Consider the following 20,572-nt stretch of genomic DNA (forward strand, 5'->3'; position numbering starts at 1 on the left):
GTTCAGGCCTGCGCCGCCACCGGCGACGCCTCCGGCCCGCGCGCCACGAAACGCCTCTTCAGCCGCAGGGCCGGACGTTCGACCAGGAACCAGGACAATGCCGCGCATGCCATGGCGATCGCGGTCGCGATCGCGATATTGCCGGCGATGGTCTTGCCCGCCGGCAGCATCCACGCCAGTTGCTGCGCGGGCCAGCCGTACAGGTACAGCCCGTACGAGAGATCGGTGTGGCGGATCATCGGCAGGCGCGCGCGCAGGCCCAGCCACAACGTGCCGTAGGTCAGCAGGCCGAAGTAGGGCAGGTGCGACCAACCGGTGCCTCGCAACGCCGCGAACATGGCGACCAACGCGAGGACCGCCCAGCCCGACAGCCGGATGCGTTCGCGGTTCACCCACAGCAGGGTGCCGGTGATGAAGAACGCGGTGCACTCGCCGTATTTCTGGATATGGTCGGGCAAGGGCCAGTAATGCCGCGCGAGCGCGTATCCGGCCAGCATCACAAGCGCCCATAGCGGGGTGTAACGCCTCGGCGCGAGCAATACGAGTAGCCACGCGATCAGCAGCAGGATGTAGAGCTTCGCCTCGTTCGGCAGCGTCCACAGCGAACCGTTGATCACGTCCAGCGGATGGCCTGCGAACACACCCGGCAGCTGGAAGCGGCTGAGCAGCAGCGTGGCGTTGACCAGGAAATAATTCCACGTGGCCGGCTGCCGCCAGTAGTCCGCCGCGGTGGTGAGCAGTGGGCCCAGCACGAAGGTCGTCAGCGCCACGCACACCAGCAACGCCGGCAGGATGCGCAGGCCGCGCGACACCAGGTAGCCGCGCGCCGTGTTGCGCTCCAGGCTGGCGGCGATCAGGAAGCCGCTGATCACGAAGAACATGTCGACCGCCACCGCACCCGCGCCGCGCAGCTGGGTCAGCCAGGCGATGCCGTCGTTGCCGGGAATGCCGGTGATCGCATGCGCATGGCCGTAGATCACCATCCACGCCGCGACCAGCCGCATCAGGTTGAAGTTGTTGCGCTGCCCGGCCCAAGCGGTGGCGATGGTGGGCGCGGTCATGCCCCTGCGTATCGCCAATGCCACGGTTCGTAGACGATGCCGTGCGGGTTATTGCGCGGGTAGCTCATGGCGAAGCCGTGTTCGCCGGCATGTTCGCGCAGCCAGGCGAACGCCGCGGTGCGTTCGAAGCTTTCCTCGGCCGGCGGTTCGTCCATGGTGCCGATGTCCAACGCCAGTCCGGAGTGGTGTTCGCTGAAGCCGGGGGCGGCGTTGACCGCGAGGATGTCGTCGAGCGACAGGCCGCGCGCGGATTTTCGCCCGAAGATCCCGAGTTGGTAGTCGTGGCTGCGGTAGCCGGAGATCGCTTCCAGCAGCGCGCCGTCGCGCCGTGCTTCGTCGCGCATGCGCAGCCATGCGCGCGCGGCATCGACACGCAGCCACAGCGGGCGGCGATAACGGTCGAAGCCGGCGAACGCGAGCCAGTCGGGTTCGGCGACCAGCCCGAGGCCGGTGCGATCGGCATAGTCGGCTTCATCGATGCCGAGCGCATCCAGCCGTTCCTGCAGGCGATGCAGCGGCAGCTCGCCGACATGCTCCAGGCCGCTGCGCGCATGCATCGGCGCCGATTCCAGCGCATCCAGCGCAGCGTCGAGACCGGGTTCGCGGCGCAGGTTCGGCAGCAGCGGCAACAGGCCTTCGGCGAGGTCGGCGGCGAGATAGGCGCCATCGCGCTTGCGCCGCAACACGCGGCTGGCGCGCGACAGTGCGCGGGCATCGTGGTTGCTGCGCGCGCGCAACAGCGCGGCCGGCCAGAGTTCGATCTCCGGCGTGTTGAGCAGCGCGATCTTCAGCGGAACCGGCGGCAGGCGTGGCATGCGCGCAGCTTAGCGCAGCCGCCCTGATTCAACGCTTCGACTCGCGCCACAGCATGAACGCGAGCAGGCCGGCGATGGCGGCGACCAACCCGCTCGCCCATGCCGGCACGGCGAAGCCGTCGATGGTCACCGGCCATCCGGCCAGGAAGCGGGTCGCCTGCAACACGGCGACCACGGCGAGCAGCAGTGCGGCGATGCGGGTGAACGGCTTCATCCGGGCAACCTCCTGCAGGACGGTCATGCGGCGCGCAGGGCATCCAGCAACGCCTGCGGCTGCTCGGGACTGAGCAGCAGGAATGCGCCGTCCTGCTGCGGCAGGATCAGGACCCGCTGCTGGCCGGTCAGCAGGCAGAAGGCCTTGGCCCGGTTGCGCAGGCGGAAATGCCCGGCCTGGAAGCCGGGCAGGCCATAGCCATTGGTTTTCAGCCCCGGGCGGAATTCGGTGCGTTCGTCGAGGCTCGCGATCCGCGCATGCGCAAGGTCGAGGCTCGCCACCGGCGCCTTGCGCGTGTAGAACGCCGCGGCGACGACCAGCATGCCGTTTTCCAGCGTGATCCGCCGCCGCCCCAGCATCGCCAGCACCAGCGCGGTCAGCAGCAGCACGCCGAGCAGCGTCGCCATCGCAGCGCCCGGCAGCGGCCGCTGTTGCGAACCGAACACGACCGCGGCGGTGATCGCCAGCGGCAGCACGATGGTCAGCAGGATCGCGATCGGCCAGACCATCGGCTGCAAGGGCGCAACCGGGAATTCGCGGGCTTGCGGGCTTGCCATGTCGTGTCGTCTCCGTCAGTGCGCCTTGATCCAGTTCGCCACGTCGTCGACCAGGGTCGCGTCGACATGGCCCGGCACGTTGTACTCGGCCAGGTTGCCGTCGCCTTCGCCGGCGATGCCGAGGTGGTTGAGCTTCTCGTACAGCTTGAATTCGACGCGCTTGTCCGCGTGGAACGCCCCGCGCCAGCGGCCCCAGTCGGCATCGACCACCTGGATGTCGCGCGCGCCCTGCAGCACCAGCATCGGCAGCGCGACCGACTGCGCGTCGGCGACCGCGTCCACCGCATCGATGCTGCGCCAGTAGCCGACCGGCTGGCCCAGTACCGTCTTCGTCGCCGGATCGGTGAGCGGATCGCGGGTCTGGCGAACCTGTTCCGTGAGCACGGCGATCGCATCGCGTTCGGCATCGCTGGTCTTGCCGTCGTCCAGCACCGCCATCCGCCGGTTCTGCTCGATCACGATGTCGAGCAACGGCCGCGCCGGCGCGGCCATCAGCACCAGCCCGGCGACATGGCCGGAGACCGCGGCGATGCGCGGCGCCATCATCCCGCCCTGGCTGTGGCCGAGTACGAACACGCGCTTGGGATCGATGCCTTCGGCCTTGCGCAGCGCATCGACCGCGAGCACGGCGTCGTTGGTGGTTTCGTCGTCGACGCCGAAGTTGCCGCCGGCGAAGTCCTGCGGGCGCGCCTTGCTGCGCTTCTCGTAGCGCAGCACCGCGATGCCCTGCGCGGCCAGGCCACGGGCGATGTCGAGGAAGGGCTTGTTCGGGCCGATGGTTTCGTCGCGGTCGTGCGCGCCGGAGCCATGGACGAGGACGACCGCAGGGAACGGCCCATCACCCTTGGGCATCGCCAGCGTGCCGGGCAGGGCGCGTTCGCCTGCGCCGACGCTGAACTCGCGTTCGCTGAAATTCGCGTCTGCGGCGACGGGCGCGGCGACGGCCGGCGCTTCCGCCGGCTGGATCAGGAAACCGGCGATCTTGCCGTCCGCGCCGATCGCCAGCTTCGCCACCAGCTCGGCCTTGGCGTAATGCAGCGGCAGTTTCACCAGCGTGGCGTCGCCCTGCATCATCGTCGCGACGTCGCCGTGCCCCTGCGCTTCGCCGGCCTGCGCGGGCAGCGATTCCCATACCGCCTTCAGCTTGTCGGCAGGCACCGCCTTGGCCATCTCGGGGCCGAACATCGCTTCGGCATCGGCATAGCGGCCGGCGTCGAGGTGGTCGAGCAAGCGGGTGGCGATGCCGGCACCATCGACCGGTGCAGCCTGCGCGGCGGCGCGGCCGGACAGCAACAGGCCGAGGCCCAGCATCAGCAACAAGGCGGAGGCCAGCAGCAGGCGCATGCCGATGTGCGAGGCGCGTTGCGCGCCGAAACGGCGTTCGAGCAGGTGGATGAGATGCAGCACGTCAGATCTCCTTCTTCAGGTAGAGCATCGCGTTCATGCCGTTGGTGGTCACCGAGACCAATTCCCAACCCTGCTGCCCGAGCGCAGCCAGCGTCTCTTCCAGCTGCTTCGGCTTGATGCCCAGCCACTGCGGCTTCACCTCGACCACCTTGTACGACCAGCGCTTGCTCATTTCGCTTCCCCTTCATGCTTGTCGGCGGGCGCCTTCGGCAGCCGCCCGGCCTTGCGCAGCGACTCGCGCAGCACGTACTCGATCTGCGCGTTGAGGCTGCGGAGTTCATCGTCGGCCCAGCGCTGCGCCGCCGCCAACACCTCGGCGTTGATGCGCAGCGGATAGGCCTTCTTCTCGCTCACGGTCGCCGCCGGGCTCAGTACAGCGAGCCGGTGTTGACGATCGGCTGGGTGCTGCGCTCGCCGCACAGCACGACCAGCAGGTTGCTGACCATCTGCGCCTTGCGTTCCTCGTCCAGGTGCACCACGCCGTTCTTCTGCAGCTCGGCCAGGGCCATCTCGACCATGCCCACCGCGCCGGCGACGATGCGGGTGCGCGCGGCGATGATCGCGTTGGCCTGCTGGCGCTGCAGCATGGCCTGGGCGATTTCCGGCGCGTAGGCGAGGTGGCTGATGCGCGCGTCGAGCACCGCGATGCCGGCATCGGCCAGGCGCTCCTGCAGTTCCTGCTTGAGGTGCTCGCCCACTTCGCTGGCGTGGCTGCGCAGCGCCAGCTGGCCGTCCTCGTGCTGGTCGTAGGGATAGCTGGTGGCCATCGCGCGCAGGGCGGATTCGGCCTGGATGTGCACGAAGCTTTCGTAGTCGTCGACGTTGTAGACGGCTTCCGAGGCATCGACCACCTGCCACACGATCACCGAGGCGATCTCGATCGGGCTGCCGTCCAGCTCGTTGACCTTGAGCTTGCCGCTCTCGAAGTTGCGCACGCGCTGGCTGACCTTCTTCTTGGCGAGGAAGGGGTTGTTCCAGCGCAGGCCGTTCTCCTTGACCGTGCCCACGTACTTGCCGAACAGGCTGAGCACCGCCGACTGGTTGGGTTCGATCATGTACAGCCCGAGCAGGCAGAACGCCGCGACGGTGCCCAGCACGATGCCGGCGACGACTTGCAGCGGGGCGCCGATCTGGACGCCGGAGATCACCATCCAGGCGCAGAGGACAATCGCGGCCAGCAAGGCCAGCAGCATCGGGATGCCGGGGAGGGAGCGGATCGGGGTCTCTTTCATGACGATTCTCGAAACCACCCGGAATGGGTGGGCGAGATATTGATATCAAAATGATATCTGTCTGCCAAGCGCCGGCCGACGAACGGTCGGGGATCTCAGCGGTTCGGGCTGAGGTAGAAGATCGGCGCCGGGGAGAACTCGCCGCTGGCATACAGGCCGCCGCCGCCCTTGCTCCAGGCCAGCGCTTCGGCCTGCGGGATCAGCGGCACGTCATGCGCTTCCGGCGCCCGTGCCACCGCTTCGCCCCAGTCCTCGCCGGCCTTGCGGGCATAGAACAGCACGCTGCCGTAGGTCAGCACCGCCAGCGTGCGTCCGTCCGGCGAGAGGTCGGCGGCCGTCACCTGCGGCGACAGCTTGGCCAGCTTGGGATCGCTGCGCTGCAGGTCGGCATCGGCCTCGGGCACCCCGGCCAGGCGGCCGATCCGCCGTGCCTCGCGCCACTCGCCATGCGGATCGGCCAGCGGCAGGGCGAACAGCTCCGGCGGCTTGCGCTTCTTCGATACCAGCAGCACCTTGCCGGCCGCCGCGTCCACCGCCACCGCCTCGCAATCGCGCGGGCCGTCCGCCCAGCGCGCGCGGATCGACCATGCCGGCTTGAGGGTGCCGTTCTGCAGCGTCTTCGGCTCCTCGAACACGTGCAGGACGAAGTTGCGACGCAGGCCGCCGTTGTCGCCGGTGTCGGCGACCATCAGATAGTGCTTGCCGTCGAGGTCGAAGCTGGCGATGTCTTCCCAGTCGGTGTTCTTCGCGCCTTCGACCTTGTAGCGCGCCAGCACGCGGCCGCGTCGCGACATCGCGTACAGGCGCGCCGGGTTGCCGCTGTCCTCGATCGCCCACAGCACATCGTCGTGCACGTGCGAGGCGGCCAGCCCGCTGACTTCGTCCAGGTCGCCGCTGGTGATCAGCCCCGCCAGCCGCGCGAACGGCAGCGACGGCGGCGAGCACGCGGCCGCGCACAGGCAGAGCGCGGCGAGTGCGGGCAGCCGCAGTCGTGGGTGGATCGGCATGCGCGGAGGATGGCATGGACCCGCGCCGCGGCGACAGTCCCGGCCGTTGCCTCCGTTAAAATCGCGGCTTCCCCACGCACCGGAACCCCGCATGACCCGGACGAGCCCCGTCAGAATCGGCACGCCGCTTTCGCCGCACGCAACCCGCGTGCTCCTGCTCGGCTCCGGCGAACTGGGCAAGGAAGTGGCGATCGAGTTGCAGCGCTTCGGGGTGGAGGTGATCGCCGCCGACCGCTACCCGAATGCACCGGCGATGCAGGTCGCGCACCGCAGCCATGTGCTGGACATGCTGGATGGCGCGGCGGTGCGCGCGCTGATCGAACGCGAACGCCCGCATGTCGTGGTGCCGGAGATCGAGGCGATCAGCACCCAGACCCTGGTCGAGCTGGAAGCGGAGCAGGGCCAGCGGGTGATCCCGACCGCGCGCGCGGCGCGCCTGACCATGGATCGCGAAGGCATCCGCCGGCTCGCCGCGGAAACGCTGGGGCTGCCGACCTCGCCGTACCGCTTCGTCGATACCGTCGAGGATTACCGCGCTGCGGTCGCCGCGCTCGGCATCCCCTGCGTGGTGAAGCCGGTGATGTCGTCGTCCGGCCACGGCCAGTCGCTGGTGCGCGGCGAAGCCGACGTCGATGCGGCGTGGGACTACGCGCAGACCGGTGGCCGCGCCGGCGCGGGTCGCGTCATCGTCGAGGGCTTCATCGACTTCGATTACGAGATCACCCTGCTGACCGTGCGCCATGCCGGCGGTACCGGCTTCTGCGAGCCGATCGGCCACCTGCAGAAGGACGGCGACTATCGCGAGAGCTGGCAGCCGCAGCCGATGTCGGCACTGGCGCTGCAGCGTTCGCAGGACATCGCGCGCGCGATCACCGACGACCTCGGCGGGTGCGGGGTGTTCGGCGTCGAGTTGTTCGTCAAGGGCGACGAGGTCTGGTTCAGCGAAGTCAGCCCGCGCCCGCACGACACCGGCCTGGTCACGCTGGCCTCGCAGGACCTGTCGCAGTTCGCATTGCATGCGCGCGCGATCCTCGGCCTGCCGATCCCGCAGATCCGCCAGCTCGGCGCGTCCGCGTCCTGCGCGGTGCTCGCGCACGGCCACGGCGTGCCGGTGTTCGACAATGTCGAAGCCGCGCTCACCCAGCCGGACACCCAGTTGCGCCTGTTCGGCAAACCGCGGGTGGCCGGGCACCGCCGGGTGGCGGTGACGCTGGCCCGCGGCACGGATATCGACGATGCACGCAGCATCGCCCGCGAGGCCGCCGCGGCCTTGACGGTGGATTTGCTGCAGGAATGAGAGACTGAGCGCATGAACGAAACGACCGGATACGCCGTGTTCTTCTTCGCCCCGGCGCTCGAAGCCCTGGGCGAGGCGATCAAGCCCTACCTGCAGGACGGCCCCGCCGGCCCGCACGTGCCCTGCCGCGAGGTCGACACCGCCGGCGCCTTCATCGAGATGACCCTGGAAGGCCGCACCGCCGAGGGCCGCGAGGTCGCGCTGGAACTGATGGTGCCCGGCAACATGGTGCGGATGATCGTGTCCGCGCGCAGCGACGAGGAATTCGGCTTCTACAATCGGGTCAAGCCGCTGCGCGCGGTGCTGGAGCCGGGTCTGGCGCCGGCGGCGCCGGTCGCCGCCGCGCCGGCACAGGATGCCAAGCCCGGCGCCTGAGGCTCAGGCCTGCAGGCGCGCCCAGCCGCGCCCGTTGAAGCCTTCCAGCGGCTGGAAGCGGCGCTTGTAATCCATCTTGGCGTGGCCGGCGATCCAGTAGCCCAGGTACAGGTGCGCGCGGCCGTCGCGTGCGGCCCATTCCAGCTGTTTCAGCACGGCCAGGGTGCCGAGTCCGCGCTCGCTGTCGTCGGGATCGTAGAAGGTATAGACCGCGGACAGCGCGCCATCGACCAGGTCGGTGACCGCGACCGCGAGCAGGCGGTGGCTGCCGTGTTCGCGCAGTTCGAGGAAGCGGCCCTCGTTCCACGAGCCGATCAGGAACTGTTCGAACTCCGGCGCGCCGTGGTCGTCCATGCCGCCGCCCGGATGGCGCGCGGCCAGGTACTTGCGGTACAGCCCCAGGTGCTCGCCGGTGCGTACCGACGCGACGATGCGCGCATCGACATCGCCATTGCGCTTCAGGCAGCGGCGCTGGCTGCGGTCCGGACGGAAGCCCGCCACCGGCACCCGCACCGCCACGCAGGCCTGGCAGCCGACGCAGCTGGGCCGGTACACGATGTCGCCGGAGCGGCGGAAGCCCCAGTCCAGCGCCATCGGGTACAGCTGCGGCAGGCGCGGGTCGTGCGGATCCAGCACCAGGTCGCGCGCCTGGCGGTCGGCCCAGTAGCCGCACGGATGCGTGCCGGTGCGGAACATGCGGACGTTGTCGGCATCGGTGCCCATGGTTCGAGCATACCGCCGCTGCCGTTCAGCGGCGCGCAAGCCGGGCTTGTCAACCGCCCGCGCGCGCCGGCGTTTTCCTCTGCAAGTCCGGCCGCTGCCGGTTCGCGAGAGGAATCACGATGAAGAAGCTCCACGTTTCCGGTGTGCTGGCGGTGGCGGTCACCATCGCATTGGCGTCCGCCGCGGCATGCGCGCAGACCGCGGCCCCTGCCGCCGGCAAGCCGCGCATCCAGCTCGACGCCAACAAGGACGGCGCCATCGACCGCGCCGAGGCGGCCAAGGCGCCGATGCTGGCCCAGAAGTTCGACCAGCTCGACAAGAACAGGGACGGCAAGCTCAGCGCCGACGAGCGTCGGCACATGCGCGGCATGCGCCACCGTGGCGGCGGACGCGGCGGGATGCGCGCCGCGGACACCGACCACGACGGCCGCATCAGCCGCGCCGAGGCGCAGGCCGCGCAGGCCAGGGCAGGCGAGCGCTTCGATCAGATGGATTTCAACAAGGACGGCTACATCGATCGCGCCGACATGCAGGCGCGGGTCGCCCAGCGCCGCGGCGAATGCTTCGCCAAGGCCGATGCCGACGGCAACGGCCAACTGAGCCGCGCCGAGTTCGACAGGATGGGCGAGGCCTGCGGGCGGATGCATGGCGGCGCCGGCAAGCGCCTGCCGCGCAACAACCCGAACCCGGGTCCGTTCCCGCCGAAGCGGTAAGCAACGCTGGAAGCAAACGGCCCGCATGGATGCGGGCCGTTTTTGCTTGCGTCAATGCACCCGCAGCACGCGCCAGCGCTCGCCTTCGCGCTCCACGTCCACGGTGCGCGCATCCTCGACGTCGAGCATCAACTGCACGCTGCCGCTGCCGCTGCCGTCGGTCATGTAGTCGTGCACGTCGACGTCGTAGGCATCGCCATCGGGGCAGGCCGAAGCGGCGAACACCCGGGTCTTCGCATCGTGCCGCAGGCCCTGCATGAACTGCGGCGACGGATCCTTGCCGTCGATGGCGATGCAGGCCCGCGCCGGCGCGCGCTTGGCGACCTCGGTTTCGACCAGCAGCCTGGCCAGTGCGGTCGGCACGTCCACGCGGAAGGCCTGCAGCTCCTCGCTGGATTGCGGGACGATCACCGGCGCGGGCCTGGCGGCGGGGGCGGCGGTCGTCGCCGGCCCGGCGCCGGGCTTGTCGCGCAACGAGAACGCGATCATCACCGCCACGATCCCGATCAGCCCCAGCAGCACCAGCCGGACTCGCATCCGGCCGCGCTTGCCGGCCTCGATCGTGCGCGTGCCGCCGCCATCCAGCGCCGGCAGCGGCAGGTAGCTGCCTTCGCTGGCGCGCGAGCTTTCCAGCAGGCCGGCTTCGCGCAGCAGCTGGCGGCCGCGCGGCTGGTCCTCGGCGTTGAGGATCCAGACAGCCGGCTGCGGGCCGGCGTCGTCGCTGTCGCGATAGCTGAAGCTGCTGCGGCGGTTGCCGCGGTAGGAACGGTCGTTGCTGATCCGCACCTCGATGCCTTCCGCGCGCAGCAACTCGGCGACGGCTTCGACGTTCTCCAGGCGCGGGCTGCTGAATACCTGCCTCATCTCAACCCTTCGCGTGCAACGGGGTGCCGGCCTTGTCCGCCGGCACCACCCGGATCAGGCCTTCCTGCGCGGTGCTGGCGACCAGCCGCCCGCTGCGGTCGAAGACCTGCCCGCGGGCGAGCCCGCGCGAGCCTTGCGCGCTGGGACTGTCGATCGAATACAGCAGCCAGTCGTCGGCGCGGAACGGGCGATGGAACCACAGCGCATGGTCGAGCGAGGCCATCTGCACGTTCGGCTGGTAGTAGCTGATGCCGTGCGGGAAGGTGGCGGTGCCGAGCAGGTGGAAATCGCTGGCATAGGCGAGCAGCGCGCGGTGCAGTTCCGGCGCATCGCCGACCGGCTCGGTCAGGCGGAACCAGACCTGCTGGAACGGCGGGCGCTTGGGCGGGTTCAGTTCGTCGCGCGGATACACGTGGCGGAACTCGAACGGCCCGCGCCGCGCCAGCCAGCGCTGCACCTTGCTCGGCAACTTCGCCAGTTCCTCCGGCGGCAGCGAAGGCGCTTCGTGCAGGTCCTCGGGCTTGGGTACTTCCGGCATCGACAACTGGTGCTCGGCGCCGTCCTCCTGCTGCTGGAAGGAGGCGGCCAGGAAGAAGATCGGCTGGCCGTGCTGGATCGCGGTGACCCGGCGCACCGAGAAGCTGCCGCCGTCGCGGGTGCGGTCGACGTTGTAGACGATCGGCGCCTCGATGTCGCCGGCGCGCAGGAAATAGCCGTGCAGCGAATGCGCGTCGCGGTGCTCGCCGGCCGAGTCCATGGTCGCCTGCGCGGCGGACAGGGCCTGTCCCAGCACCTGCCCGCCGAACACGTACTTGGTGCCGATGTCGCGGCTCTGGCCGCGGAACAGGTTGTCTTCCAGCCGCTCCAGCGAGAGCAGTTCGATCAGTTCGGAGACGTGGGAATTCATCCGGCGATTATAGGCGGGGCTTGTCGCCCGACGCGTGGCCCTCGGGCATTCGCTTCGGCGCTCGAAATGCGCCTGCGCAAATGCCCGAGGGCCGCGCGTCGTCGAGGGGTTCAGGCCACGCGTTGCAAGGGCACGCCTTGCAGCACGCGCGTCCACGGGAACTGCGGGCCCGGATCGCGCTTGCGGCGCACCTTCAGCGACGGGTCGTCGCTGGCCTCGACTTCATCCAGGTCCAGGTCTTCGTGCCCGGCGATCAGGCGCAGCGACGGGATCCGCGCTTGCAGTTCGCCCAGCAGGGAAATCAGCGATTCGACCTGCGCCTCGGTATAGGCCTCGTCCATCGCCTGCCGGCGCGAGTCCAGCCAATGCGGGTAGCGGCCGGTGTTGACCAGTTCGATGCCGATGCTGCGCGGGTTGTAGCCGCGGGTGTGGTGGGCGATGCGCGACGGATCGACGTACTCGAGGATGCTGCCGTCGCGGTCGATGTAGTAATGCCCGCTATTGCCGGTGCCGCTGGCGTACAGCACGCGCTCGCCGTACTCGCGCGCGGTCGCGAGGTCGGGCAGCTCGGTGCAGTGGATCACCACCAGGTCGATCTGGCCCGCGTCACGCGCGGTCAGCGCATCGGCATAGGGCAACGGCTGGCGCTGGATCAGGGGCTCTGGCATGCGGCGATGCTAGCATTCGCGCATGCGCCAACCCCCCCAAGATTCCGAACTCGGCCGCCTGTTCGGCCAGTTTCCGCGCGCCGGTCGCGTGCAATGGATCGGCCTGCGGCCGGCCCGCGACGTGCCGATGCGGGCAGTCGACATGGTCGAAGCCGCAACCGGCGGCGGGCTCGCAGGGGATCGCTACAGCGGCGGCAGCGGCAAGCGCGGCGTGACCCTGATCCAGGCCGAACACCTGCCGGTGATCGCGGCATTGTCCGGGCATGCCGAGATCGCGCCCGCGACGTTCCGCCGCAACCTGCTGGTCTCCGGCATCCCGCTGGTGGCGTTGAAGGGCCGTCGCTTCCGCATCGGCGAGGTGCTGCTGGAAGGCACCGACGCCTGCGATCCGTGTTCGCGCATGGAAGCCGCGCTGGGCCCGGGCGGCTACAACGCGATGCGCGGCATGGGCGGGTTGTGCGCGCGGATTCTCGAAGGCGGCGCGATCCGCGTCAGCGACGAGGTGGTGGCCGAATGAAGGGCCACTGCATCCTCTCGCACGGTTTCGAGAGCGGCCCGGACGCGACCAAGGTCACCGCGCTGGCGGACGCTGCGGAGCGCCTGGGCTGGACCCATGAACGTCCGGACTACACCGATCTCGATGCCATGCGCGAGGTCAGTCCATTCGGCGATGTGTTGGCGCGATTGCAACGCCTGCAGCAGATCGCGCATGACGCGGCGAGCCACGGTCCGGTGGTGCTCGCCGGTTCCAGCCTCGGGGCATGGATCTCGGCGCGGGTGTCGCTGGACGTGCCGCTGCGCGGCTTGTTCCTGATGGCGCCGCCGATCCACATGGGACCCGCGCCGATGCTGGACGCGGCGGCCGTGCCGACCTCGATCATCCACGGCTGGCACGATGAACTGATCCCGGCGCAGCAGGTGGTCGATTGGGCGCAGGCACGCAAGGCGCGGCTGCTGCTGGTCGACGATTCGCACCGCTTGTCCGAGCACGTGCAAGCGAGCGCGGATGCGTTCGCGGAATTGCTCGCAGGCCTGTCCGCATGAAGTTCTTCGCGAGTTGCGGCAAGGGCCTGGAATACCTGCTGGCCGACGAACTGGTCGCGCTGGGCTGCACCCGCGCCACCGCGGCGGTCGCCGGCGCCAATGCCGAAGGCGAACTGGCCGACGCGCAGCGCGCGGTGCTGTGGTCGCGACTGGCCAGCCGCGTGCTGTGGCCGATCGCCGAATTCGCCTGTCCGGACGAACACGCGCTGTATGCCGGCGTGGCCGCGGTCGACTGGACGCAGCACCTCGATCCGGCGCACAGCATCGCGGTGGACGCGCATGTGTCCGGCGATGCGATCACCCATGCGCGCTACGCCGCGCAGCGCGTCAAGGACGGCATCGTCGATACGCTGCGCGCGAAGACCGGCGCGCGACCGGACGTGGATGTCGAATCGCCGGACGTGCGCATCAACCTGGTCGTGCGCAAGGGCCAGGCCACGCTGTCCATCGACCTCGGCGGCGGTTCGCTGCATCGCCGCGGCTGGCGGCGCGCGCAGGGCGAGGCGCCGCTGAAGGAGAACCTCGCGGCGGCGGTGCTGTTGCGAGGCGGCTGGCCGCAGGCCTATGCCGATGGCGGCGACCTGCTCGACCCGATGTGCGGCAGCGGCACCTTGCTGATCGAGGGCGCGCTGATGGCTGCGGACGTGGCGCCTGGCCTGATGCGTCTGGGCGATGCCTTGCCGACCCGCTGGGCCGGGTTCGACGTGGAAGCCTGGAAGGCCCTGCAAATCGAAGCGATCGAACGCGAGTCGAAGGGTCGCGCAGCGTTGCGGCCGTGCTTCACCGGCAGCGACCTCGACCCGCATGCGATCCGCGCCGCGCGCGAGAACGCGCAGGCCGCGGGCGTGGACGATGCGATCTCCTTCGCCGTGCGCGATGTGGCCGATCTGCCGGTGCAGGACAACCGGCGCGGCGTGGTCGCCTGCAATCCGCCCTACGACGCCCGGCTTGCCGCCGATCCCGCGCTGTACCGCGCACTGGGCGATGCGCTCAAGCGCGCGACGCCAAACTGGTGCGCCAGCCTGCTGTGCGGCGACTTCGAGCTGGCGCGCGCCACCGGCCTGCGTGCGCAGAAGCGCTACCAGCTGTTCAACGGCCCGATCGAATGCAGCCTGATCGTCTGCGATCCGGTCGCGCTGCCGGTGCGCGAGGAAACCCGGAAGCGCGAGCTCGGCGAAGGGGCGCAGATGGTCGCGAACCGGATCCGCAAGAACCTCGACAAGCTGAAGCGCTGGCGGCAGCAGGAAGGCGTGAGCTGTTTCCGCGCCTACGATGCCGATATCCCCGAATACGCCTGCGCGGTCGACGTCTACACGACCACCGACGACGAGATTTGGCTGCACGTGCAGGAATACGCCGCGCCGACCGAGATCCCCGAGGCGACCACCCGCAAGCGCCTCAACGAATTGCTGGCCGGTGCGCGCGAGGTGTTCGAGGTGCCGAAGGAGCGGGTGGCGGTGAAGACCCGCAGCACCGGCAAGGGCGGTTCCAAGTACGGCCGCTTCGACCAGCGCAGCGAGTTCCTGCATGTCGCCGAAGGCGCTGCGACGCTGCGGGTCAACCTGTTCGATTACCTCGATACCGGCCTGTTCCTCGACCATCGCCCGCTGCGCGCGCGGATGGCGCTGGAAGCGGGCGGCAGGCATTTCCTCAACCTGTTCTGCTACACCGGCGTGGCCAGCGTGCAGGCGGCGGTGCAGGGCGCGGCGCAGACCACCAGCGTCGACCTGTCGGCGACCTACCTGGAGTGGCTGGCCGACAACCTGCGCGAAAACAATATCGGCGGCACCCGCCACCGCATCGCCCAGGCCGATGCGCTGAAGTGGCTGGAAGCCGACCGTGGCGAATACGACGTGATCTTCTGCGACCCGCCGACCTTCTCCAACTCCAAGCGTGCCGACGACTTCGACGTGCAGCGCGACCACGTGCGGCTGCTGCGCGCCGGCACCGAACGCCTGGCGCCGGGCGGCGTGCTCTACTTCTCCAACAATTTCCGCCGGTTCAGGCTGGACGAGGCCGCACTTTCCGCGTTCGCCGCGGTCGAAGACATCAGCGCGTCGACCATCCCGCCGGACTTCGCGCGCAACCCGCGCATCCACCGCGCCTGGCGGATCGTGCGCCGCGACTGAGCCGGACAAGGGACGCCATGCGCCATGCGCCATCGCCATTCGGAAAAACTGCGTTTCATCGGCCAATGGCTGAAGAACCCGCGCCAGACCGCGGCGGTCGCGCCCTCCAGCCCCGAACTGGCCGCGGCGATGCTGGGCGAATTGCCGGCCGGTAGCCGGCGGGTGATCGAACTCGGCGGCGGCACCGGCGCGATCACCCGCGCCATCGTCGGCCATGGCATCGCCGGCGATGCGCTGCTGGTGCTGGAATTGAACGAGGAACTGCACGCGCACCTGCATCGCCGCTTCCCCGAGGAACTGCTGGTACTGGGCGACGCGGTGGAACTGCCGCGGCTCGCCGCGGAGGCCGGTTTCCTTGCCGCCGGTCCCGCCGATGCGGTGATTTCCGGGCTGGGCCTGCTGGCGATGGATCGCGAACTGGTGACCAAGATCCTGCGCAGCGCGTTCGCCTGCCTGCGCCCGGACGGGCGCTTCATCCAGTTCACCTACGGGCCGGTGTCGCCGGTCTCGGATTCGGTGCTGGATGCGCTTGGGTTGAGGATGCGGCGGGGCGAATTCGTGCTGCGCAACGTGCCGCCAGCGACGGTCTACGTGTACGAACGCGCCAGGCCGGACTGAATCCCGCCGCCCGCGCCAGCGAAAAGGCCGCGCCTCGCGCGGCCTTTTCGCTGGCGCGGGGGAACGCGCTTACGCGCTGCCGGAGATGTCCGGACCCTGCTGGCCCAACCACCTGTAGACCACGCCGCCCAGCACGCCGCCGATGATCGGCGCCGCCCAGAACAGCCACAGCTGCGACAGCGGGGTGCCGCCGACCAGCAGCGCAACGCCGGTCGAGCGCGCGGGGTTCACCGAGGTATTGGTGACCGGGATGCTGATCAGGTGGATCAGGGTCAGGCCCAGGCCGATCGCGATCGGGGCGAAGCCGGCCGGCGCGTTCTTGTGGGTCGCGCCGAGGATGATCACCAGGAACATCGCGGTCATCACCACCTCGCACAGGAAGGCCGAGGCCATGTTGTAGCCGCCGGGCGAGAATGCGTCGAAGCCGTTGGTGGCGAATGCGCCGGCGGCGGTGTTGTCGATGGCGAAGCCGGCCGCGCCGCTGGCGATCTGGAACAGGATCCATGCGGCGAGGATCGCGCCGAGGGTTTGCGCGACGATGTAGGGCAGCAGGTCCTTCGCGGAGAAGCGTCCGCCCGCCCACAGTCCGAAGCTCACCGCCGGATTGAAGTGGCCGCCGGAAATGTGGCCGAGCGCATAGGCGCCGGTCAGCACGGTCAGGCCGAACGCCAGCGCCACGCCGAGCAGGCCGATGCCCAGCGGGTTGCCGTCGCCGCCGAACTTCGCCGCCAGTATCGCGCTGCCGCAACCGCCCAACACCAGCCAGAACGTGCCGATGAACTCGGCGCCGAGTCGTTTGATCATCGCTTGCTCCCCATGCGAATTGGCGCGCGGCATGCGCGCCCGGCTACCGTACTGGATCGTTGGGGATGCAGCGTGGAAATTGCGTTAAGCCGGTGCGCTCAGCGGCCGCGGATGCGCCCGAACAGTCCGCCAGCGGGTTTCTGCGCCGGTGTGTCCGGTTCCGGTGGCGCCGGCGGCACGAATTCGGCGTAGCCGGTGGCCAGGTTGGCATTGATGAAGTCGGCGACTTCCTCTTGCGCGACGCCGCTGGATTCCGCCACTTCGGCCACCGTCGCCGGGCCCTTCATCATCGCGGTGGCGATGCGGAAGTGCTTGGGGTACTCGCGTTCGGTCTGCGGCCACTTGGTCAACCGATAGTGGCCATCCGGGTCGTTGCCGGGGAGCAGGGCGCCGTGCCCGCCCAGCAGGCCGGCCAGCCATTGCAGGCGCGACAGCGGTTGCGCCGCGCCGATCTTTTCGGCTTCGGCTTCCCATGCGGCGGCATCCGGGGTGGCGAAATCCTCGATGAGCAGGGTGCCTTCGAAATACGCGACCAGCGGCTTGAGCGTGGCCGGACCGTGCCAGACCTTGCTGCGCGGATCGACCAGCAGCACCGGGCCGCCATCGCGTTGCAGGCGAACCCGGCGTGCCAGCCCGTTCGCGCCCAGCCAATCGCCCAGCGGACGATCCGGGGGCAGGTCGGCGACGGGTTCCGGCTCGGGCTCCGGCTCAGGTTCCGGTTCCGGAGCAGCGGCTTGCGGTTCGATGATGGGGGCGGCTGCCATTGCCGGGGCTTCGGCCGGCGCGTCTTCGACCGCATCGACGTGCATCGCTTGCGCGGGCGGCATGTGGTCGCTGGGTGCCGGGGCAGGCGTGGAGGCGGCCGGCGGTGGCGCCGATGCCTCGGCAGGGGGCATGTCGCCGGCGATTTCGCTGAGCAGCACGGTGAGGTCGCTGGCGCTGATCGGGCGCGGCAGGCGGTAATCGGTCTGGTTGCGTTCCACCGAGGTCAGGCCGATCACCTTGCGGCCCGCGGCATGCAGCCGCAGCCAGCTCATCGGCCCGTACAGGCTGTCCATGTCGATGACCACGTAGTCGGCGCTGTCGCCGCCGACCAGCGTCCATTTGTGGCCGGTTTCCGCATTGGCCACCTTGAACGCGGCCTGCATGTCGGCCTCGGTCTTGCTGTCCATGCCGGTGATGCCCAGGGTCAGCGCCATGACCGTCGTCCGCTGCGGAAAGACCGAAGTGTTGCCAACCCTGCGCGCCACGTCAACGCGCGCGCAGCGTCACATCGGGACCGGAGCCGGGTCGATGGGCAAGCTCGCGGCTGCATCTGGGCGCGCCTGCGCTCAGGCGAACAGCCGGGTCTTCTTCGGCAGTTGCGCCTTCAGGAACGCCATCTGGTCCGCAAGGGTGAGGGACGCCGCTTGGCATCGACGTCAGGCCGATGGCGGCGTCGCGAACGCCCGCGCCTGGCGCGGGCCGGGCATCCGCGCCTGCGCTCAGGCGAACAGCCGGGTCTTCTTCGGCAGTTGCGCCTTCAGGAAGGCCATCTGGTCGGCGAGGATGTTGCGGTTGGACAGGATCAGGTGTTCGATCCAGCTCGGCCGGTACGGGACCGCCAGCAGCGGCATGCCGGCCTGCTGCGGGGTGCGGTTGCCCTTGCGCGAATTGCAGTGGAAGCAGGCGGAGACCACGTTCTCCCAGATGTCGCGGCCGCCCTTGGACACCGGCTGCACATGGTCGCGGGTCAGCGAGGAGCGATGGAACTCGCGGCCGCAATACAGGCACAGGCCCTGGTCCCGCGCGAACAGCGCGGGATTGGTCAGCGCGGGGGTGGGATCCAGCGCCTGCGGGCGGGCATGCCCGCGCGCGGCGATGATCGGATGCAGCTGCACGATGCTTTGTTCGCCGCTGGCGCGACAGGTGCCGCCGTGGATCTCCAGGCAGGGCTCGCCCAGGGTCCAGGCCACCGCGCCGCGCGCGTACAGGCAGGTCGCGTCCTGCCAGCTCATCCAGTCCAGCGCACGGCCATGGGCATCGAGCCCGAGCAGGCGCAGGCCGGGGAAACGCAGGACGGAAGCGGGGGGCAGGAGCCCGTCCGCAACATCGATCGCGGTTCGGGATCCGGTCAGGACCGGACGTAGCGTTGCGCTATCGGTCTCCATCGGGAAACCAGCTTATACGCCTTTGGTGACCGTTTGTGTACAAGCCCGTCGCGGGCTGCCGGCGGCGAGCGGCCGCCGGCGGGTTGGAGCGGGTCAGTCGCCGAACAGTTCCGCCGGCATCGCCATCAGCGGCGCCGCGCCGCTGTCGATCGCGGCCTTGTGCGCAAGCGTGCGCGGCAGGATGCGGGCGAAGTAGAAGCGGGCGGTTTCGCGCTTGGCGTCCTTGAACGCCTGCGACCTGGGCGAGGCCTCGGCGGCGGCCACGCTGCGCGCCCACCAGTAGGCCAGCACCACGTAGCCGGAATAGAACAGGTAGTCGTAGCTCGCCGCGCCCAGCTCTTCCGGATTCGATGCGGCGCGCTGCAGGGTGTCGATGGTGAGCTTGCCCCATTCGGCGGCCTTGGCGCGCAGCGGGCCGATGAACTCGGCCAATGCGGCATCGCCTTCGTGCGCCTTGGCGAACTCCTCGATCATGCCGAGGAACAGTTTCAAGCCGGCGCCCTGCGAAGCCGCGGTCTTGCGCCCGATCAGGTCCAGCGCCTGGATCCCGGTGGTGCCTTCGTACAGGGTGGTGATGCGCGCATCGCGGGCGTACTGCTCCATGCCGTGCTCGGCGATGTAGCCATGGCCGCCGAAGCACTGCAAGGCGTTGTAGGTGTTCTCGATGCTCCACTCGGTCTGGCAGGCCTTGGAGATCGGGGTAAGGAAGCTCACCAGGGTGTCGGCGCGTTCGCGCGCGGCGGGGTCGGCTTCGTGTTCGGCGGCGTCGAGCAGCGAATAGGCGTGCAGCGACAGCAGCCGGCCGCCTTCGACCAGCGCCTTCTGCGACAGCAGCATGCGCCGCACGTCGGGATGGACGATGATCGGATCGGCCGGTTTGTCGGGATTCTTCGGGCCGGACAGCGAACGCGACTGCAGGCGTTCGCGCGAATAGCGCAGCGCGTTCTGGTAGGCGCGCTCGGACAGGCCCAGGCCCTGCACGCCGACGCCGAGGCGCGCGGAGTTCATCATCACGAACATCGCCTGCAGGCCCTTGTGCGGCTCGCCGACCAGGTAGCCCTGCGCGCCGTCGAAGTTCATCACGCAGGTGGCGGAGCCGTGGATGCCCATCTTGTGTTCGATCGAGCCGCAGCGCAGCGCATTGCGCTCGCCGACCGAGCCATCGCGCGCGACCTTGAACTTCGGGGTGACGAACAGCGAGATGCCCTTGGCGCCGGGCGGCGCGTCCGGCAGCTTGGCCAGCACCAGGTGGACGATGTTGCCGGACATGTCGTGCTCGCCGGCGGTGATGAAGATCTTGGTGCCGGTGATCGCGTAGCTGCCGTCGCCGTTCGGCACCGCCCTGGTCTTGAGCAGGCCGAGGTCGGTGCCGCAATGCGGTTCGGTCAGGCACATGGTGCCGGTCCAGGTGCCGGCCACCAGCGGCTTCAGGAACGCTTCCTTCTGCCAGTCCTCGCCATAGGTCTCGAGCGCCTTGACCGCGCCGTGCGAGAGCATCGGGAAATTGCCCCAGGCCAGGTTGGCGCTGTCCACCAGTTCGGTGAGCACGCCGCCCAGCGCGGCCGGCATGCCCTGGCCGCCGTGCTCGGGCTCGTTGGTCAGGCCGGTCCAGCCGCCTTCGACGAACTGGTCGAAGGCCTGCTTGAAGCCGGGCGGGACCGCCACGTCGCCGCTGGCCGGGTCGAACTTGCAGCCGACCTCGTCGCCGACCTTGTTGAGCGGCGCCAGCACGGTTTCGGCGAAACGCGCGGCCTCGTCGATCACCGCATCGACCAGCTCGCGGTTGGCATCGGCGAAGCCGAGCCTGGCGAAGGTCGCCTCGCTGTCCAGCACGTCGAACAGGGCGAAGCGGATGTCGTCCAGCGGGGCCTTGTAGCTGCTCATGCGGTGCCTCGGCGATCAATCGTTGGGATGGCACCGAGTCTGCGCCACCCGATTAGAGTGAAATCTTCAAACGCGCCAGCGCAATCCCTTGCGCGCCAGCGCA

Annotated in this window: 24 protein-coding genes; 7 read left to right on the forward strand and 17 right to left on the reverse strand. The window is 69.4% G+C overall.

What is annotated here, in order from left to right; all coding sequences use genetic code 11:
- Positions 1-2: 2 nt before the first annotated feature.
- From FHQ07_RS12120 to FHQ07_RS12160, 9 genes are all read right to left on the reverse strand, one after another.
- Positions 3-1,061 (reverse strand): acyltransferase family protein, encoded by a 1,059-nt coding sequence (locus FHQ07_RS12120; RefSeq protein ID WP_139717051.1) that lies wholly within the window; start codon positions 1,059-1,061, stop codon positions 3-5.
- Positions 1,058-1,876, reverse strand: coding sequence for a M15 family metallopeptidase (locus FHQ07_RS12125; protein WP_139717052.1), 819 nt, complete (start codon positions 1,874-1,876; stop codon positions 1,058-1,060). Before FHQ07_RS12125 ends, FHQ07_RS12120 begins: the two co-directional genes overlap by 4 nt.
- Before the next feature lie 28 nt (positions 1,877-1,904).
- Positions 1,905-2,117, reverse strand: a complete 213-nt coding sequence (locus tag FHQ07_RS12130) for a hypothetical protein (protein WP_139717053.1) — start codon at positions 2,115-2,117, stop codon at positions 1,905-1,907.
- Complete coding sequence (locus tag FHQ07_RS12135; RefSeq protein ID WP_139717054.1) at positions 2,114-2,647, reverse strand: PH domain-containing protein; 534 nt, start codon at positions 2,645-2,647, stop codon at positions 2,114-2,116. Before FHQ07_RS12135 ends, FHQ07_RS12130 begins: the two co-directional genes overlap by 4 nt.
- 15 nt (positions 2,648-2,662) lie before the next feature.
- Positions 2,663-4,054 carry an alpha/beta hydrolase gene (locus FHQ07_RS12140; RefSeq protein WP_240703487.1) on the reverse strand — a complete coding sequence of 464 codons (1,392 nt, stop codon included), beginning with the start codon at positions 4,052-4,054 and terminating at the stop codon, positions 2,663-2,665.
- Position 4,055: 1 nt separating this feature from the next.
- Positions 4,056-4,226, reverse strand: coding sequence for a DUF4177 domain-containing protein (locus FHQ07_RS12145; RefSeq protein ID WP_139717055.1), 171 nt, complete (start codon positions 4,224-4,226; stop codon positions 4,056-4,058).
- On the reverse strand, positions 4,223-4,408 hold the full coding sequence (locus FHQ07_RS12150; RefSeq protein ID WP_139717057.1) for a type II toxin-antitoxin system antitoxin: 186 nt from the start codon (positions 4,406-4,408) through the stop codon (positions 4,223-4,225). Before FHQ07_RS12150 ends, FHQ07_RS12145 begins: the two co-directional genes overlap by 4 nt.
- A 14-nt stretch (positions 4,409-4,422) precedes the next feature.
- The gene (locus tag FHQ07_RS12155; RefSeq protein ID WP_139717060.1) at positions 4,423-5,286 is read right to left on the reverse strand and encodes an SPFH domain-containing protein; all 864 of its coding nucleotides are present in this window, start codon (positions 5,284-5,286) and stop codon (positions 4,423-4,425) included.
- A 95-nt stretch (positions 5,287-5,381) separates the two neighbouring features.
- Positions 5,382-6,293, reverse strand: coding sequence for an SdiA-regulated/phytase-like domain-containing protein (locus FHQ07_RS12160; protein ID WP_168191557.1), 912 nt, complete (start codon positions 6,291-6,293; stop codon positions 5,382-5,384).
- Positions 6,294-6,384: 91 nt separating this feature from the next.
- On the opposite strand from FHQ07_RS12160, the gene purT reads away from it, so the two are divergent.
- Positions 6,385-7,590 carry a formate-dependent phosphoribosylglycinamide formyltransferase gene (purT, locus tag FHQ07_RS12165; RefSeq protein WP_139717063.1) on the forward strand — a complete coding sequence of 402 codons (1,206 nt, stop codon included), beginning with the start codon at positions 6,385-6,387 and terminating at the stop codon, positions 7,588-7,590.
- Positions 7,591-7,602: 12 nt separating this feature from the next.
- Positions 7,603-7,965 (forward strand): hypothetical protein, encoded by a 363-nt coding sequence (locus tag FHQ07_RS12170; protein WP_139717065.1) that lies wholly within the window; start codon positions 7,603-7,605, stop codon positions 7,963-7,965.
- Between the two features lie 3 nt (positions 7,966-7,968).
- Here the strand turns inward: FHQ07_RS12170 and FHQ07_RS12175 are convergent, their stop codons facing one another.
- The gene (locus tag FHQ07_RS12175) at positions 7,969-8,688 is read right to left on the reverse strand and encodes an arginyltransferase (RefSeq protein WP_139717067.1); all 720 of its coding nucleotides are present in this window, start codon (positions 8,686-8,688) and stop codon (positions 7,969-7,971) included.
- A 119-nt stretch (positions 8,689-8,807) separates the two neighbouring features.
- Between FHQ07_RS12175 and FHQ07_RS12180 the strand changes: the two genes are divergently transcribed.
- Complete coding sequence (locus tag FHQ07_RS12180; RefSeq protein ID WP_139717069.1) at positions 8,808-9,401, forward strand: EF-hand domain-containing protein; 594 nt, start codon at positions 8,808-8,810, stop codon at positions 9,399-9,401.
- 51 nt (positions 9,402-9,452) lie between these two features.
- On the opposite strand, the gene FHQ07_RS14470 is transcribed toward FHQ07_RS12180, so the two are convergent.
- The 3 genes from FHQ07_RS14470 to FHQ07_RS12195 all read right to left on the reverse strand — a co-directional run bounded on the left by FHQ07_RS14470 (position 9,453) and on the right by FHQ07_RS12195 (position 11,840).
- Complete coding sequence (locus tag FHQ07_RS14470) at positions 9,453-10,265, reverse strand: hypothetical protein (RefSeq protein WP_206202322.1); 813 nt, start codon at positions 10,263-10,265, stop codon at positions 9,453-9,455.
- Between the two features lies 1 nt (position 10,266).
- Complete coding sequence (gene tesB, locus FHQ07_RS12190; RefSeq protein WP_139717070.1) at positions 10,267-11,172, reverse strand: acyl-CoA thioesterase II; 906 nt, start codon at positions 11,170-11,172, stop codon at positions 10,267-10,269.
- A gap of 110 nt (positions 11,173-11,282) precedes the next feature.
- Positions 11,283-11,840 carry an N-acetylmuramoyl-L-alanine amidase gene (locus tag FHQ07_RS12195; protein WP_139717072.1) on the reverse strand — a complete coding sequence of 186 codons (558 nt, stop codon included), beginning with the start codon at positions 11,838-11,840 and terminating at the stop codon, positions 11,283-11,285.
- A gap of 22 nt (positions 11,841-11,862) precedes the next feature.
- On the opposite strand from FHQ07_RS12195, the gene FHQ07_RS12200 reads away from it, so the two are divergent.
- From FHQ07_RS12200 to FHQ07_RS12215, 4 genes are read left to right on the forward strand one after another with little or no spacing between them, the layout of a single operon-like run.
- Positions 11,863-12,357 (forward strand): MOSC domain-containing protein, encoded by a 495-nt coding sequence (locus FHQ07_RS12200; RefSeq protein ID WP_139717074.1) that lies wholly within the window; start codon positions 11,863-11,865, stop codon positions 12,355-12,357.
- On the forward strand, positions 12,354-12,884 hold the full coding sequence (locus tag FHQ07_RS12205) for an alpha/beta hydrolase (RefSeq protein WP_139717075.1): 531 nt from the start codon (positions 12,354-12,356) through the stop codon (positions 12,882-12,884). The genes FHQ07_RS12200 and FHQ07_RS12205 overlap by 4 nt, the downstream gene beginning before the upstream one ends.
- Positions 12,881-15,013: a bifunctional 23S rRNA (guanine(2069)-N(7))-methyltransferase RlmK/23S rRNA (guanine(2445)-N(2))-methyltransferase RlmL gene (gene rlmKL / locus FHQ07_RS12210; protein ID WP_139717077.1), complete on the forward strand. Its 2,133-nt coding sequence runs from the start codon at positions 12,881-12,883 to the stop codon at positions 15,011-15,013. The genes FHQ07_RS12205 and rlmKL overlap by 4 nt, the downstream gene beginning before the upstream one ends.
- A gap of 24 nt (positions 15,014-15,037) precedes the next feature.
- Positions 15,038-15,631: a class I SAM-dependent methyltransferase gene (locus tag FHQ07_RS12215; protein ID WP_139717079.1), complete on the forward strand. Its 594-nt coding sequence runs from the start codon at positions 15,038-15,040 to the stop codon at positions 15,629-15,631.
- A gap of 69 nt (positions 15,632-15,700) precedes the next feature.
- On the opposite strand, the gene aqpZ is transcribed toward FHQ07_RS12215, so the two are convergent.
- From aqpZ to FHQ07_RS12235, 4 genes are all read right to left on the reverse strand, one after another.
- A complete protein-coding gene (aqpZ, locus tag FHQ07_RS12220) occupies positions 15,701-16,435 on the reverse strand; it encodes an aquaporin Z (protein WP_139717081.1) in 735 nt (244 codons plus the stop codon).
- Positions 16,436-16,533: 98 nt separating this feature from the next.
- Positions 16,534-17,634 (reverse strand): hypothetical protein, encoded by a 1,101-nt coding sequence (locus FHQ07_RS12225; RefSeq protein WP_139717083.1) that lies wholly within the window; start codon positions 17,632-17,634, stop codon positions 16,534-16,536.
- Between the two features lie 285 nt (positions 17,635-17,919).
- On the reverse strand, positions 17,920-18,585 hold the full coding sequence (locus FHQ07_RS12230; protein ID WP_139717085.1) for an HNH endonuclease: 666 nt from the start codon (positions 18,583-18,585) through the stop codon (positions 17,920-17,922).
- 93 nt (positions 18,586-18,678) lie between these two features.
- Positions 18,679-20,469: an acyl-CoA dehydrogenase C-terminal domain-containing protein gene (locus FHQ07_RS12235; protein WP_139717087.1), complete on the reverse strand. Its 1,791-nt coding sequence runs from the start codon at positions 20,467-20,469 to the stop codon at positions 18,679-18,681.
- Positions 20,470-20,572: the final 103 nt, after the last annotated feature.

Origin of the sequence: Thermomonas aquatica (assembly GCF_006337105.1) — a bacterium.
Taxonomy (GTDB): domain Bacteria; phylum Pseudomonadota; class Gammaproteobacteria; order Xanthomonadales; family Xanthomonadaceae; genus Thermomonas; species Thermomonas aquatica.